Origin of the sequence: Bradyrhizobium sp. U87765 SZCCT0048, assembly GCF_018131225.1 — a bacterium.
Taxonomy (GTDB): Bacteria; Pseudomonadota; Alphaproteobacteria; order Rhizobiales; family Xanthobacteraceae; genus Bradyrhizobium_A.
The window spans coordinates 398,286-412,449 of sequence record NZ_JAFCMM010000001.1 but is presented as its reverse complement, the minus strand read 5'-3'; the positions used below and the strand labels follow the sequence as shown (position 1 = coordinate 412,449).

12 protein-coding genes are annotated in these 14,164 nt (G+C 65.5%); 6 read left to right on the top strand and 6 right to left on the bottom strand.

Annotated features, from left to right (window positions below; translation table 11 throughout):
- The first annotated feature begins 136 nt into the window (after positions 1-136).
- Positions 137-757, top strand: a complete 621-nt coding sequence (locus JQ639_RS01715; protein WP_211969755.1) for a 2-hydroxychromene-2-carboxylate isomerase — start codon at positions 137-139, stop codon at positions 755-757.
- A 17-nt stretch (positions 758-774) separates the two neighbouring features.
- Here JQ639_RS01715 and JQ639_RS01710 read toward each other — a convergent pair whose 3' ends face one another.
- Entirely contained in the window at positions 775-1,515 is a 741-nt protein-coding gene (locus JQ639_RS01710; protein WP_211969756.1) for an SDR family NAD(P)-dependent oxidoreductase, read from the bottom strand.
- Between the two features lie 182 nt (positions 1,516-1,697).
- Between JQ639_RS01710 and JQ639_RS01705 the strand changes: the two genes are divergently transcribed.
- Complete coding sequence (locus JQ639_RS01705; protein WP_211969757.1) at positions 1,698-2,924, top strand: Bcr/CflA family efflux MFS transporter; 1,227 nt, start codon at positions 1,698-1,700, stop codon at positions 2,922-2,924.
- A 69-nt stretch (positions 2,925-2,993) separates the two neighbouring features.
- On the opposite strand, the gene JQ639_RS01700 is transcribed toward JQ639_RS01705, so the two are convergent.
- Positions 2,994-4,181, bottom strand: a complete 1,188-nt coding sequence (locus JQ639_RS01700; RefSeq protein WP_211969758.1) for an acetyl-CoA C-acyltransferase — start codon at positions 4,179-4,181, stop codon at positions 2,994-2,996.
- Positions 4,182-4,420: 239 nt separating this feature from the next.
- Between JQ639_RS01700 and JQ639_RS01695 the strand changes: the two genes are divergently transcribed.
- Positions 4,421-6,109, top strand: coding sequence for a methyl-accepting chemotaxis protein (locus JQ639_RS01695; RefSeq protein ID WP_211969759.1), 1,689 nt, complete (start codon positions 4,421-4,423; stop codon positions 6,107-6,109).
- 140 nt (positions 6,110-6,249) lie between these two features.
- Here JQ639_RS01695 and JQ639_RS01690 read toward each other — a convergent pair whose 3' ends face one another.
- Complete coding sequence (locus tag JQ639_RS01690; RefSeq protein ID WP_211969760.1) at positions 6,250-7,251, bottom strand: NAD(P)H-dependent flavin oxidoreductase; 1,002 nt, start codon at positions 7,249-7,251, stop codon at positions 6,250-6,252.
- Between the two features lie 97 nt (positions 7,252-7,348).
- Positions 7,349-8,095: a haloacid dehalogenase type II gene (locus JQ639_RS01685; protein WP_211969761.1), complete on the bottom strand. Its 747-nt coding sequence runs from the start codon at positions 8,093-8,095 to the stop codon at positions 7,349-7,351.
- A gap of 170 nt (positions 8,096-8,265) precedes the next feature.
- On the opposite strand from JQ639_RS01685, the gene JQ639_RS01680 reads away from it, so the two are divergent.
- Positions 8,266-9,888: an alpha-amylase family glycosyl hydrolase gene (locus JQ639_RS01680; protein ID WP_211969762.1), complete on the top strand. Its 1,623-nt coding sequence runs from the start codon at positions 8,266-8,268 to the stop codon at positions 9,886-9,888.
- Positions 9,889-9,960: 72 nt separating this feature from the next.
- On the opposite strand, the gene JQ639_RS01675 is transcribed toward JQ639_RS01680, so the two are convergent.
- The gene (locus tag JQ639_RS01675) at positions 9,961-10,926 is read right to left on the bottom strand and encodes a LysR family transcriptional regulator (RefSeq protein WP_211969763.1); all 966 of its coding nucleotides are present in this window, start codon (positions 10,924-10,926) and stop codon (positions 9,961-9,963) included.
- A gap of 116 nt (positions 10,927-11,042) precedes the next feature.
- Between JQ639_RS01675 and JQ639_RS01670 the strand changes: the two genes are divergently transcribed.
- Both JQ639_RS01670 and JQ639_RS01665 read left to right on the top strand, forming a co-directional pair.
- A complete protein-coding gene (locus JQ639_RS01670) occupies positions 11,043-11,237 on the top strand; it encodes a hypothetical protein (RefSeq protein ID WP_211969764.1) in 195 nt (64 codons plus the stop codon).
- Positions 11,234-12,406 carry an MFS transporter gene (locus JQ639_RS01665; protein WP_211969765.1) on the top strand — a complete coding sequence of 391 codons (1,173 nt, stop codon included), beginning with the start codon at positions 11,234-11,236 and terminating at the stop codon, positions 12,404-12,406. The genes JQ639_RS01670 and JQ639_RS01665 overlap by 4 nt, the downstream gene beginning before the upstream one ends.
- 186 nt (positions 12,407-12,592) lie before the next feature.
- Here the strand turns inward: JQ639_RS01665 and JQ639_RS01655 are convergent, their stop codons facing one another.
- Complete coding sequence (locus JQ639_RS01655; protein ID WP_211969767.1) at positions 12,593-14,158, bottom strand: methyltransferase regulatory domain-containing protein; 1,566 nt, start codon at positions 14,156-14,158, stop codon at positions 12,593-12,595.
- Positions 14,159-14,164 lie beyond the last annotated feature (6 nt).

Here is a 14,164-nt window from a genome sequence, read left to right as displayed (position 1 = left end):
GTTCCTCCCCAGTCCCGACCTTGCGCAACGAGGCGCTCCTCTATAAAGTTCCTTTTTAGAACTATATCGTTGCCAAGTCATCAATCGGTGCAGCCGGATGACACGGGCGGACATGCAGGCGACAGGGAGGACGGCGATGGCGCCGCAGGTGGAATTCCAGTTCGATTTCGGCAGCCCCAATGCCTATCTCGCCGCGCAGGTGATCCCGGCCATCGAAGCCCGTACGGGCGTCAAGTTCGCCTATGTGCCGGTGCTGCTCGGCGGCATCTACAAGCTTACCAACAACAGTTCGCCGGCCGACTACCTGCGCGGCGTCCGCAACAAGCCCGAGCACATGCAGCGCGAGACCGAGCGCTTCGTGCATCGCCACGGCCTGACGCGCTTCCGCTCCAACCCGTTCTTTCCGGTCAACACGCTGATGCTGATGCGCGGCGCGGTGGCGGCGCAGTTCGAAGGCGTGTTCGAGCCCTACGTTCGCGCCGCCTATCATCACATGTGGGAGGAGCCCAAGAAGATGGATGATCCCCAGGTGCTGCGGGAGGCGTTCATCGCCTCGGGGCTCGACGCCGACCGTCTCATCGCCCGCGCGCAGGACGCGGACGTCAAAACGAGGCTGCTGGAGGTGACGCAGGATGCGGTGAACCGCGGTGCGTTCGGCTCGCCGACATTCTTCGTCGGCGACGAGATGTTCTTCGGCAAGGACCAGTTGCGCGATGTCGAGGAGGAGATCCTGGCGCAGCAGGCGCGGGCGGCCTGAGCCGCCCCTGTTGCGCCCTAGAAGGTCTCCTTGAACGGGCGCAGGTCGATCTCCTGCGTCCAGGCCGAGCGGTGCTGGCGGTGAAGCTGCCAGTAGGTTTCGGCGATGGCGTCGACATTGAGCAGGCCGTTCTCGCCACGCTCGGTCGCGATGTTGGGATTGCGCGAACGCAGCCGTTCGCCGTCGACGCCGCCATCGACCACCACATGGGCGACGTGCAGCCCATCCTTGCCGTAGTCGCGCGCCATGCTCTGCGAGATCATGCGCAGGCCCGCCTTGGCCGCCGCGAACTGGGCGAAGCCCGGCTTGCCGCGCAGGCTGGCGGAGGCGCCGGTGAAGATCACCGTGCCGCGGCCGAGCGGCACGAGGCGGCGTGCCGCCTCGCGTCCGACCAGAAAGCCGCCGAAGCAGCACACACGCCAGAACTCCTCGAACTGCTGCGCCGTCACCGTGCGAAACTCGATATGGCGGTTGATGCCGGCGTTGAAGACGACCGCGTCGGGCGCCTCGAACGTCGTGCCGAGCGCCATGGCGTGGTCGAACAGCCGGATCACGTCGCCTTCCACGGTGGCGTCGGCGACGACCGCCTCGGCGCTGCCGCCGGCGTTGCGGATGGTGTCCACGACGCGCTGCAGCTTGTCGGCGGTGCGGCCGGCGGCGAGCAGGTGATAGCCCTCGGCGGCGAAGCGGCGGCAGACGGCGGCGCCGACGCCCAGTTCAGCCCCGACGCCGACGACGATCGCGGTTGGCTTGCCCATGGTCTTGTTCTCCTCGCTGGCAACTGTCGGCGAAGCCTAGCGCGAAGCGGCTGCGGCGCGAAACATGCAAATGCTTGAAAGCGCGCGGGCCATGCATGCAGTTCCGCATGGTGCGGCATCATTTTACATGATATCCATCATATGATTTGACGGTTTTGTCAGCATGGGAAGGGCGGAAGACAATGGAGCAGGAGATCGGGATCGGGCCGAAGCGGGCTGCTGCGACGCCGGCACAGGCCGGGGCGGCGCTGTCGCAGGTCCTGATCCTTGCCGGGCTCGCAGCCCTCGGTACGCTCGCCACCAGTATCCTGCTGCCGTCGCTGCCGAGCCTTGCCCGCAGCTTCGCCGTGCCGACGCCCGCGGTCGCCAGTACGATCAGCGTGTTCCTGGCGGTGTTCGCCGTCGGCCAGCTGGCAGCGGGGCCGCTGTCCGACCGGTTCGGCCGCCGCGGTCTGGTGCTGGGCGGTCTCGTGGTGTTCATCGCCGGCAGCGCGATCTGCGGGATCGCCACCGATCTGCCGACGTTGCTGGCGGGGCGGGCCGTGCAGGCGCTCGGCGCCTGCGCCGCCTCGGTGCTGGCGCGGGCGATCGCGCGGGACCTGATGGAGGGCACCGCGCTGGCGCGGGCGCTGGCCTTCATCATGGTCGCGACCGCGGCGGCTCCCGGTTTTTCGCCACTGGTTGGCGGGCTGCTCGAACAGGTGTTCGGCTGGCCGTCGGCGTTCGCGGCCGTCGCGTTGTTCGCCGCCGTGATCGCCGTGCTGTATGGCCGCACCTTCGGCGAGACCCATGACGGCGTCCGGCTGCCGCTCGACCCGGTGCATATCGCTATCGCCTATGCCGGGCTTGTGGCGGACCGTCGCTTCATCGCGCCGGGCCTGACGGTGGGGCTGATCATGGGGGCGCTGTTCGCGATGTTCTCGGCATCGCCGGCGATCCTGATCGAGGGGCTCGGTTTTCCGCCGCTGGCGCTGGGAGCCTTTTTCGCCGCGACGGTGTTCGTGGTGTTTGCCGCAGGCATGCTGGCGCCAAGGCTTGCCGGGCGTCTCGGCTTGCGCGGCGCGCTGCTGCTCGGCCTCATATGTGCCGCGGCCGGCGGCGTCGCGCTGCTGGTGGCGCAGATGGTCGACCGGTCGCTGCTGTCCTATCTGCTGCCGGTCATCGTGTTCCTGTTTGGGATGGGAATCGTCAGCCCGCTCGGCACCGCGCTGACGCTGTCGCCGTTTGGCGAGCGGGCGGGTCTGGCTTCGGCGCTGGTCGGCTTTCTGCAGATGGCTGGCGCCGCGATCGGGGTCAGCGTCACGGCGGCGCTGCCGTTGCCCGTGCCCGTCGCGCTCGGCGCGGTCATCACCGTTGCGACGGTCGCCGCGCTGGCGATTTTTCTGGTCGGCAAGCCCCGGGACGCCTGAGCGAGGCTTTTCCCTGTGGGCATGCAAAAGCCCCCGCCATGGCGGGGGCTGATGAGCGAGGAGCGGGCGTCAGTGTGCGACGCGCTCGATGGCGATCGCGGTTGCTTCGCCGCCGCCGATGCACAGCGAGGCAATGCCGCGCCGCAGGTCGTTGTTGGCCATCGCATGCAGCAGCGTGACGATCAGCCGTGCGCCGGTGGCGCCGATCGGATGGCCGAGCGCGCAGGCGCCGCCGTTGATGTTGAGCTTGTCGCGGGGGATGGCGAGATCGCGGGCCGCGGCCATCGGCACCACGGCGAAGGCCTCGTTGATCTCGAACAGGTCGACGTCGCCGACGCTCCAGCCGGTGCGCTCGAGCAGCTTGCGGATCGCCGGGATCGGCGCGGTGGTGAACCACTGCGGCTCCTGGCTATGGGTCGCATGGCCCTTGATCTCGGCAAGGATCGGCAGGCCGCTGCGTTCCGCCAGTGACCGCCGCGTGAGCACCAGCGCGGCCGCGCCATCGGCATTGGCCGACGAGGCGGCCGGAGTGATGGTGCCGTTGGCGCGGAAGGCGGGCTTGAGGTTGGGGATCTTGGCCGGGTCGACTTTCAGCGGATGCTCGTCATTGGCGATGGTGCGCGGGCCGGCCTTCTCGGCAAGCACGACCGGTGCGATCTCTGCCTTGAACGCGCCGCTCTCGACCGCCTTGCGGGCGCGGGTCAGCGTTTCCACTGCATAGTCGTCCTGATCCTTGCGCGTGAACTGATAGGCTTCGGCGGTGGCTTCGCCGAAGTCGCCCATGGAGCGGCCGCTCTCATAGGCATCCTCGAGGCCATCCATCAGCATGTGGTCGATGATGCGATCGTGCCCGACGCGGTAGCCGCCGCGCGCCTTGGCCAGCAGATACGGCGCGTTCGACATGCTCTCCATGCCGCCGGCGACGACGAACTGCGCGGAGCCTGCGGCGAGGATATCGTGCGCCAGCATGGTCGCTTTCATGCCCGAGCCGCACACCTTGTTGACGGTGGTCGCGCCGGTTGCATCCGGCAGTTTCGCGCCGCGGGCCGCCTGGCGTGCCGGCGCCTGGCCCTGGCCTGCGGGCAGCACGCAGCCCATCAGCACCTCGTCGACGCGCTCGGGGGCGAGTCCGGCGCGTTCGAGGGCGGCACCGATGACATGGGCGCCGAGCTTCGGCGCGCCAAGCGGCGACAATTCGCCCTGGAAGCGGCCGAGCGGCGTGCGCACGGCGGAGACGATGACAATCGGATCTGACATGGAGACGCTCCCGGAACGTCGCGGCCATCGCGACATGGAATGATAGTTATAATGCTATGACGTGCGCCCTCTGATTGCAATCGCGGCAGGGCAGAGATGCGATCTGTGTATGCCGGTAAGGCTGCGCGTTTTGTCGTCCGCACGACATCGACGTGATTAAGACACCCCTAATGAGTCGACGGTACGATGCTCCGGCTTGAAGCTTTGATTTTCTCGTTCCATTCCAACCGGAGACGTCCATGAAGCTGTTCGAGAACCTCCCGATTGCTGCGAAACTGGGAGGACTGGTGGTGATCGCGCTGCTCGGGCTGGGAGCGGCTGGAATCGAAGCCGGACGGCTGATGAGCGGCGTCATTCTCAATGACCGGGTGGAGCAGACACACGCCATCGTTGACGTGGCGAAGAACGTAGCGCTCGGATTGCAGAAGCAGGTCGAGGCCGGCCAGCTCAGCAAGGACGCTGCGATCCAGGAGTTCGCGCGTCGTGCCCAGGTCATGACGTACGACAACGGCAACGGCTATCTGTTTGCCTTCACCCGCGAAGGCGTGACGCTGGCCTCGCCGAACCCGAAGCAGATCGGCGTCAATCGTCTCGACGAAAAGACCAACGGTCGCGCGCTGACCCGCGAGCTGCGGGATGGCGCGCTCGCCAAGGGCGAGGTGACGCTGCGCTATGAATACGTCAAGCCGGGCGAGACCGAGCCGGTCCGCAAGCTGTCCTATGCGGTGGCCATTCCCGGCTGGGACATTGTCGTCGGTACCGGTGCCTATCTCGACGACCTCGACACCAAGCTGAAGCCGATCGTGTGGTCGCTCGGTCTTGCGATGCTTGCGATCGCCTGCATCACCGGCATCGTGGCGGTGTTGACGGCGCGCAGCATCACCGGGCCGCTCGGCCGGCTTGGCAACAGCATGCGGCAGCTTGCTGACGGCAGCCTGGAGACCGAAATTCCGGGAACGACGCGCCGTGACGAGGTCGGTGCGATGGCCAGGACCGTGCAGGTGTTCAAGGACAATGCGTTGCGCATCCGCGGTCTCGAGCAGAAGGAGGCCGAGGTGCAGCAGCAGGCCGCCGCCGAACGGCGTGCGGCGATGGTCGCGCTCGCCGATGGCTTCGAGCACAGCGTCAACGGTGTCGTGCGCTCGGTCGCGACCTCCGCGGTGGACATGCAGACCGCGGCGGAATCCATGACCGCGACGGCCGGTGATGCCAGCCAGCGCGCGGTGACCGTGACCGAGGTATCGGAGAAGGCGCTCGGCAACGTCCAGACGGTCGCGGCCGCAGCCGAGGAACTGTCCGCGTCCGTGGCGGAAATCTCGCGGCAGGTGTCGCAGTCGAACGAGATCGCGCGGCGCGCCGTCGCCGAGGCCGAGCAGACCAATTCGACAGTGCAGCAGCTGTCCGGCGGTGCCGAGAAAATCGGCGCCGTGGTGCAACTGATCCAGACGATCGCGGAACAGACCAATCTGCTGGCGCTCAATGCCACCATCGAGGCGGCGCGCGCTGGCGAGGCGGGCCGCGGCTTCGCGGTGGTGGCTTCCGAGGTGAAGGCGCTGGCAACACAGACCGCCAAGGCGACCGAAGAAATTTCGGCCCAGGTGACCAACATGCAGGCGACCACCGGTCAGGCAGTCGCCGCGATCAACGGCATCGCCGGCACCATCGGCAGGATGAGCGAGATCGCCGTGACGATCTCCTCGGCGGTGGAAGAGCAGGGCGCCGCCACCCGCGAGATCGCTCGCAACATCCAGGCGGCGGCACAGGGCTCGAGCGACATCACCGGTCATATCGGTGGTGTCAGCCAGGCCGCGTCGGCGACCGGTTCTGCTGCCACCGAGGTGCTGCGCGGCGCGCGGGAGCTTGACCAGCAGGCCGGCATGCTGCGCTCTGCGGTCGACGACTTCCTGAGCAAGGTGCGTGCGGCCTGATCGCGTCGATCGGTGGCAAAACACGCCGTTCGAATCTTTCGCGGACACCACGAACGACAAAGCCTCGCAGGGAATGCCCCTGCGAGGCTTTTCTTGTTGGTGGTCCGGCCGCGCCGCGACGGTGACCGGGCTGCCGGTGATCAGGCGACCTTGGCGGAGCGCGCGGGCTGGCCGAGGAAGCCGGCAAGGCGTCCGAGGATGATCTCGTCCGCCTCGGCCATGATGCGGTCGATCAGCTCCTTGACGGTCGGCACGTCGTGGATCAGGCCGGCGACCATGCCGCAGCTCCACGCGCCGGCGTCCATGTCGCCGTCGATCATGACCTTGGGGTAGACGCCTGCGACCTGGTCGATGATGTCGTCGATCTTGAGGGCGGCGCCTTTGTCGCGCTCGATCTCGAGCAGGCGGTCGACATTGGCGTTGCGCAGCACCCGCTCGGTGTTGCGCAGGGCGCGCATGATCAGGCGGGTGTCGAGTTCGGTGGCCGCCACCAGCGCCTTCTTGACGTTGTCATGGACGGGCGCTTCCCTGGTGGCGATGAAGCGCGTGCCCATGTTCATGCCTTCGGCGCCCATCGCCAGCGCCGCGACCAGGCTGCGGGCATCGGCCATGCCGCCCGACGCGACGAACGGAATCTTGAGCTCCTCGGCCGCGCGCGGCAGCAGGATCATGTTGGGGATGTCGTCTTCGCCGGGGTGGCCGCCGCACTCGAAGCCGTCGACACTGACCGCGTCGCAGCCGATGCTCTCGGCCTTGAGCGAGTGGCGCACCGAGGTGCATTTGTGAATCACCTTGATGCCGGCCTCCTTGAGCGCTGGCATGTACTGCTCGGGGCTGCGGCCGGCGGTCTCGACGATCTTTACGCCGCCTTCCTTGATCGCGGCGATGTATTCCGGATAGGGCGGCTTGGCGAACGTCGGCAGGAAGGTGAGATTGACCCCGAACGGCTTATCGGTCATGCCGCGGCAGCGCGCGATTTCCCTGGCGAGCAGCTCGGGGGTCTTCTGCGTCAGGCCCGTGATGATGCCGAGGCCGCCGGCATTCGATACCGCGGCGGCGAGTTCGGCGAAGCCGACGAAGTGCATGCCGCCCTGGATGATCGGGTGCGCGATGCCGAAAAGTTCGGTGATGCGTGTCTTCATGCCGTTCTCCTGGTGATCCCTCGATCGTTGATTATTCGGCTCTAATTAGTTCTGAAAAGGAACTTATTGCGATTGTGCGCATCGCGCGCGGGCGCCGTCAAGGCGCCCCGTCGCGGGCCAGGGCTGCGAGCTCAGCCAGCGACTGGACGCGGTGGTCCGGTGCGGCATCGAGTTCGTCCATCTGGGTGCGCAGGATGCGGAAGAGCGTCAGCGGGGCGATGTGGCCGCGGTCGGCGAGAGCGGCGGCGAGGATGTCCGGCCTGACCCGCTCGATCCAGGCCACCCTGAAGCCGAACGCCTTGGCGCCGCAGACGTCGAACGGATTGGACGACACGAACAGCACGTCGGCCGGTGCGACGCCGAGCCTGTCCTCGACCAGTGCGTAGGCTTCGGGGCTGGGTTTGAAGGTTGCCGTCGTCTCGACGCTCAGCGTCGCATCGAGCACGGTGTCGAGGCCGCTGTGGCGAACCAGCGGATCGAGCATGTCGCGGCTGCCGTTGGACAGTATCGCCAACCGATGGCCTTTCAGCGCGGCGAGCGCGGGCCGGGCGTCGGGATAGAGATCGAGATGCAGGTACTTGTCCATGATGCGCTCGAACGCGTCGCCGCTGTCGGGCAGTCCCAGCACCCGCAGCGTGAAGGCGAGCGACTGGCGGGTGACCACGGAGAAATCCGCGTAGCGCCGCATCAGCGAACGCAGCCAGGTGTATTCGAGCTGCTTCAGGCGCCAGACCTGGGTAATGATGTCGCCATAGCCTGGGAACGCGTGCTCGGTGACCGCGGCCACCGACTGAATGTCGTAGAGGGTGCCATAGGCATCGAAGACCACGGCTTTGGTCGTCATGTCGATCCCCTTCGCTGTCGGCGCGAGGCTTACCGGGGCGCCAGATGACCGTCTTGTGTCAGCTGGTCACTTGTTCCCGCATTCCAACACCCCGCGATCAGGCAGGCAACAGGCTGGCGAAACAGGCTACAACACCGTGCAACGCACTACTTGTCCGGACCCTGCAGCCGATGGCCCCATCCGTATCCCCGCACGCGCCCTGGTGGCAATCCGGGATTCTCTACCAGGTGTATCCGCGGTCGTTTCAGGATGGCGATGGTGATGGCATCGGCGACCTTCGTGGCGTGATCGCGCGGCTGCACTATCTGGTCGATCTCGGCGTCGACGCGCTGTGGCTGTCGCCGATCTTCACCTCGCCGATGGTCGACTTCGGCTATGACATTTCCGACTACACGGATATCGATCCGCTGTTCGGCTCGCTCGCCGATTTCGATGCGCTGGTCACCGCCGCGCACGGTCTCGGATTGAAGGTCGTGCTCGATCTCGTGCCCAATCATACTTCCGATCAGCACCCATGGTTCGTGGAGAGCCGCGGCTCGCGCGACAGCCGAAAGCGCGACTGGTACATCTGGCGGGACGGGCAGCCCGACGGCGGTCCGCCCAACAACTGGACGTCCGAGTTTGGCGGCAGCGCCTGGACGTTCGATGCCGCGACGGGGCAGCACTATTACCACGCCTTCCTCAGTGCCCAGCCGGACCTCAACTGGCGCAATCCGCAGGTGCGGCAGGCGATCGCCGACGTGATGCGGTTCTGGCTGCGGCGCGGCGTCGACGGCTTTCGCGTCGACGTGATGTGGCACCTGGTCAAGGACGCGGACTTCCGCGACAATCCGCTCAATCCCGACTACACGCCCGACCGCCAGCCCTACGAGCGGCTGCTGCCGCTGTACTCGACGGATCGGCCCGATGTCCACGACGTGGTTGCCGAACTGCGGCAGGTGATGGAGGCGTTCGACGATCGCGTCCTGATCGGCGAAATCTATCTGCCGCCGGAGAAGCTCGTCGCCTATTATGGCGCCGGACTGAAAGGGGCGCATCTACCGTTCAACTTCGCGCTGATCTCGACGCCGTGGTCGGCGCGCGCTGTCGGCGATCTCATTGCACGCTATGAGGCGTTGCTGCCGTCCGGCGCATGGCCGAACTGGGTGCTCGGCAATCATGACCGCGTTCGGATCGCCGGACGTGTCGGCCCGGCGCAGGCGCGCGTCGCGGCCATGCTGCTGCTGACGCTGCGCGGCACGCCGACGATGTACTATGGCGATGAGATTGGCCTGCCGCAGGTGCCGATCGCGCCGGAGCAGGTGCGCGATCCTTTTGAGACCAACGTGCCGGGCTATGGCGTCGGTCGCGATGGCTGCCGTACGCCGATGCAGTGGGACGGTTCGGCGCACGCCGGCTTCACGGCCGGTGAGCCCTGGTTGCCGCTGACCGACGATTTTGCCAGCCGCAATGTCGCTGTCGAACGGTCCGACAGCAGCTCGATGCTGGCGCTCTATGGCGCTCTGATCGCGCTGCGCCGGGCGAGGGCGGAACTTAGTCTCGGCGACTATGAGGAGTGGCCAAGCGGCGAAGCCGACGTGCTGGCGTATTGGCGCGGCCATGGCGGCCGCCGGATGCTGGTGGTGCTGAACTTCTCGGATCGTCCGGTGACGATAGCGTTGCCGTCGTCGGCTGCGGGGGCAACGATCATGCTCTCCACTATGATGGACCGGGCGGCGGAGGTTGCCGGCGACAGGCTGAACCTGCGCGGCGCGGAGGGAATGGTGCTGGATCTGGCGCCGACTGCGATCTAGGCCGCGTACCCATCAACACATCAGCATGATGCGGCGGGGGCCGTGCCCCGCCGCATCCAGGCTTGGGTTTGATCAGATCGAGGCCGAGTTGCGATTTGATTCCGGGCTTGATGGGGTTTCATCCCACGCATCCAGGTTTTCTCTCACGTGTCCGTTGCGCAGGTTGAGGGGAAGATAGGAGCGGCCTTTGAGAAACGCGACGAATGCGCGTAATGCCGCTGATTGGTGACGACGGCTCGGAAAGTAGAGATAGAGCGCCTCCAGCGGAGAAGACCATGTGGGCAGGATCCTTGACAATTTTCCAGCGTCGAGAAGATCGGACACGCTTGCAGCCGGCGCGCTGACAATTCCAAGCCCCCTCACAGTCAGTTCGATCTGGGAGGCGAGATCGTGAACGATCGTTGCGGCCGGCGGGGCGATCTGTACGGTCTCGCCGGCGGATTGCAGGATCCATGGCTTAATCAAGCCGGTGATCTGGCTGCGGCACATCACGGCACGGTGATCGAGCAGATCGCTTGGAAGCTTTGGGATCGATCGAGCATGAAGGTAGGCAGGTGAAGCGACGAGAACCGCTTCAGAGCTCGGCGCGACCGGGACGGCTACCATGTCCTTCTCGACGAAATTACCATAGCGCAATCCTGCGTCGAAACCCTGCTTGACGATGTCAATCATGCGCGCTTCGACCGCGATCTCGAGATCCACGTCAGGATAGGCTTCCTGGAAAGCCGCCAGAGCTGCAGCAATGAGCAGGTCGAAGGGCGCGCGCGGCATGGTGAGGCGCAAAGGGCCGGTTGGCCGTCCGCCCCGTCCCGCCGCCACTTCCGCGGCTCGCCTCAATTGCGACAGGGCAGGAGCAGCCGCGAGGAGATAGTCGGTTCCAACGTCCGTCAAACTCAAGCTGCGGGTCGAGCGGCGCAAAAGCGGTGTGCCGAGCCGCTCCTCGAGACTGCGGATCGCCTGACTGGCGGCGGATGGCGAGATGCCGAGCCGCCTCGCTGCTTCGGAAAAGCTGCCAGCTTCGGCCACAGCGACAAACACGGCCACGCCTTCGAGGGGGTTTTTCTGTCGCAATTGACCCACTTTGAAGTTTTGCTTCAGGCTTCATGCGCGATTGCTGAGCTAATAGCAAGTATCCGATCGGCCTACGATTGCGAATGGCTGCAATTCGATATCGCTCCGTCGAGGCTGCGATCCCAATCGAGCATTCCTTCCAGAAGGCGAATGGCCCGACGGTGCATGTCGCGCAAACCGGTGTGGATCAGCATCGTTTCAGCGACAGCGAAAAGCCTGGCGGTGCTTTGGGCGCGGATGAGCAGGCGCATAACACCGAAGGACGGGCTTGCAAATGAAGAGCGTGACAGTCCTCAGCGATCGCGCTGTCGGCTTGCTCGCGGCCGTCTCGGCGATCGCAGTGGCGAATGCTTACTACATTCAACCACTGCTCGTTGAAGTGGGCGGGGCGCTTTCTATTTCCAGTGGCCTCGTTGGAATCCTGCCTGGCCTGAGCCAGATCGGTCTGGCGTGCGGGCTGGCATTCCTGTTGCCCCTCGCGGACATCATCTCGGCGCGCCGATTGCTCCTGACGGTCATCCCGATTCAGATCGCATCGCTCGTTCTGTTCGCCACAAGCAGATCGATCCATACTGTCGCGACGGCTTCCCTGTTGATCGGATTGTTCGGCATCACGCCCTATATTCTGCCGCCCTATGCCAGCCTGCGTGTGCCGGCTTCGCGGCTCGGCCATGTCACGGGGATTCTGACGCGTGGCATCATCATTGGAATCCTGCTCGCTCGGACCGCATCAGGCTTTATCGGGACGCATTTCGGCTGGCGTGCGGTTTATTGGGGCGCTGCCGGCATGATGACGATGCAGCTGTTCTTCCTCGTTCGCATTGTTCGGCCTGAATCAGCGAAGCCTTCTTCAGGCAGAGTGCCTTATCGAGAGCTTATCGGCTCCCTGGTGCATTTGCTGCGCACCGTCCCTGAACTTCGCGTCGCCGCGATATGCCAGGCTCTCAGCTATGGTTCGTTCATTGTATTCTGGCTGGGAGTGACGCTCTATCTGCAAAGTCCGGCGTTCGGCTGGACACCGCAAGCCATCGGCCTGGTCGCATTCGTCGCGGCAGGCGCAGCAAGCGCCGCGCCAATGTTTGGGCGAGCGGTCGATCGATCCGGACCACATGCCACTCGGCGAGCGGCACTTGCGGGGATGGTGAGCGCGTGGGTGCTGTTGGCGGTCTTCGAGGGACATCTGGCCGGGATGGCGGTGGGGCTCATCGTCCTGGACATCAGCGTGACCATCGTGGACATCTCGAGCCGGACCATCCTCTATGGTCTCGATGCCGGGATTCGGACACGTCTGAACGCGATTTATCAGGTCGCCATGTTTTCCGGGGGCGCGGTGATGTCGATGCTCGTCGGCGTCTCCTGGTCGCTGGGCGGATGGTTTGCCGTATGTGCGCTGGGGGTGGTTCCCATTGTGATCGCCTTCATAGGATGTTGGCGTGGCGTAAGGTGAGGTCGTGCCGATTGAGATTTACGATTCAGCCTTCTCTCGCGCTCGCAACCGGGGCGAGCGGCTCTTCAACAGGTTCAAACAATGTCGGAGTGGGGCGACGCGTTATGGCTGGCTTGCTGCCAGCGACTTTGCTCTCGTTGACCTCGTTTCAATCAGGTTATGGCTACGCCCAGATGAATCCGCGTCCTAGCCGACCAGCAGTCCGAGCTTGCCGACCATGGCGAGCGAGCGGGCGACGCCATCGCTGGTCGACAGCAGGAGCGGCTCGATCGGCTGACCGTTCTCGCTGCGCTCGATCTCCGTCGTGGAGCCGAAAGCGGCGGTCATTTCGGTGACGATCTGCGCGACGGTGCGCGAGCCGTCGAGCAATTGCAGAAAGTGGCGGGTGCGGTCGTCCTCCAGCCGCACCGTCTGGTGCAGCAGATTGGTGACCAGAGGTCCGGTGCCGGCCTGCCAGCGCGCCAGCAGGCTCGCTCGCGGATGATCGCTGACATCCGCGACTACGAAGGGCGGTTCGGTCAGGAAGGTCACTTCGCCGCTGCACGCGAGCACATACATCGCGTCGATCAGCAGCTCGCGGTCCGCGTCGGTGGCGGAGCCGCCGCGCAGTGCGCGGGCGCCGGCGAGAAGTTCGTCGAACGCCAGCGCACGCGGCCAGGAGCGGCCGAGATGGAGATGGGCGGCCTTCAGCAACGGCTGGGTAACGGTCAGGGTCGTGCCCTCGTGGGTCCGGAATTCCATCGGGGCGTCGTCGCGGACCGATGCGTCCGGGATGACCGGGCTCATGGTGCTCAGGAGATGGAAAGCCGTGACGAAGTCGCGCGCGAAGCGCCGGTGCAACGTCACGCCGTCGTGGCACAGCAGGGTGCGGCGGAAGCCGTTGCCGTCGATGAAGTCCTGGTACTGGTCGCGCGCCATGAACTCGCTGTCGGGAAAGCGTTGCAAAGTGCTGCGGACCTCGTCGGAGTAGCCGGCGAGGTGACGGCGGGAAAAGTCCGCGTCGCTGAGATACTGCAGGCCATGGCGGCCAGCTTCGTCGACCACCTGGTGCAGCAGAAACGCGGTCGCGATCTCGTTGAGGTCGTCGTGGAACAGCACTTCCTCGGGCATGCGGCGCACGCGGTTGTAGTGATCGCGCATCACGGCGCCGTGCACGCTATCGGCCTTGGAGCCTTCGCTGAGGAATTTCATGATGGCGCGGGCCTGCTCGGTCTTGCGCTTCATGTCGGTGATGCCGCGGGTATGGTACAGCATCATGTCGCGGGTCATGTCGCGCAGGTGCGAGTAAGGGTGTGCGTTGTAGCTGACGTAGCAGATGCCCTGCGGGGCGAGATTGCGCTTGAAGATCTCCATCATCTTGACCCGGACGGCTGGCGGCACCCATGAGTAGACGCCGTGGGCGATGATGTAGTCGAACTGGCCGAAGCCGTCGTCGACGTCCATGATGTCGCGGTGCAATAGCTCGATGTTGCGCAGCCCGAGGGTGGCGACGTTGCTCTGTCCGCGGGCGATGGTGACGCCGCTGAGGTCGATGCCGACAAATCGGCTGTCGGGATACTGGAACGCCATCGGCAAGAGGTTGCCGCCGACGCCGCAGCCGAGCTCCAGCACGCGACAACGATCGACCGATGCCGGCGTCATGCCGTAGAGCGTGCCGATGGTGCCGAGCAGGTTGGGGTGGGTGTGCTCGTAGACGTGGCCGGGGTAGTAGACCTCGTCGTAGAGCGTGGGCATCGGGGCTGCGATGTTCATCGGCGA

Excerpts from the sequence above, each read along its gene's own strand:
- JQ639_RS01715 (WP_211969755.1), top strand. The coding sequence starts at position 137 with ATGGCGCCGCAGGTGGAATTCCAGTTCGATTTCGGCAGCCCCAATGCC.
- JQ639_RS01710 (WP_211969756.1), bottom strand. The coding sequence starts at position 1,515 with ATGGGCAAGCCAACCGCGATCGTCGTCGGCGTCGGGGCTGAACTGGGC.
- JQ639_RS01705 (WP_211969757.1), top strand. The coding sequence starts at position 1,698 with ATGGAGCAGGAGATCGGGATCGGGCCGAAGCGGGCTGCTGCGACGCCG.
- JQ639_RS01700 (WP_211969758.1), bottom strand. The coding sequence starts at position 4,181 with ATGTCAGATCCGATTGTCATCGTCTCCGCCGTGCGCACGCCGCTCGGC.
- JQ639_RS01695 (WP_211969759.1), top strand. The coding sequence starts at position 4,421 with ATGAAGCTGTTCGAGAACCTCCCGATTGCTGCGAAACTGGGAGGACTG.
- JQ639_RS01690 (WP_211969760.1), bottom strand. The coding sequence starts at position 7,251 with ATGAAGACACGCATCACCGAACTTTTCGGCATCGCGCACCCGATCATC.
- JQ639_RS01685 (WP_211969761.1), bottom strand. The coding sequence starts at position 8,095 with ATGACGACCAAAGCCGTGGTCTTCGATGCCTATGGCACCCTCTACGAC.
- JQ639_RS01680 (WP_211969762.1), top strand. The coding sequence starts at position 8,266 with ATGGCCCCATCCGTATCCCCGCACGCGCCCTGGTGGCAATCCGGGATT.
- JQ639_RS01670 (WP_211969764.1), top strand. The coding sequence starts at position 11,043 with ATGGCTGCAATTCGATATCGCTCCGTCGAGGCTGCGATCCCAATCGAG.
- JQ639_RS01665 (WP_211969765.1), top strand. The coding sequence starts at position 11,234 with ATGAAGAGCGTGACAGTCCTCAGCGATCGCGCTGTCGGCTTGCTCGCG.
- JQ639_RS01655 (WP_211969767.1), bottom strand. The coding sequence starts at position 14,158 with ATGAACATCGCAGCCCCGATGCCCACGCTCTACGACGAGGTCTACTAC.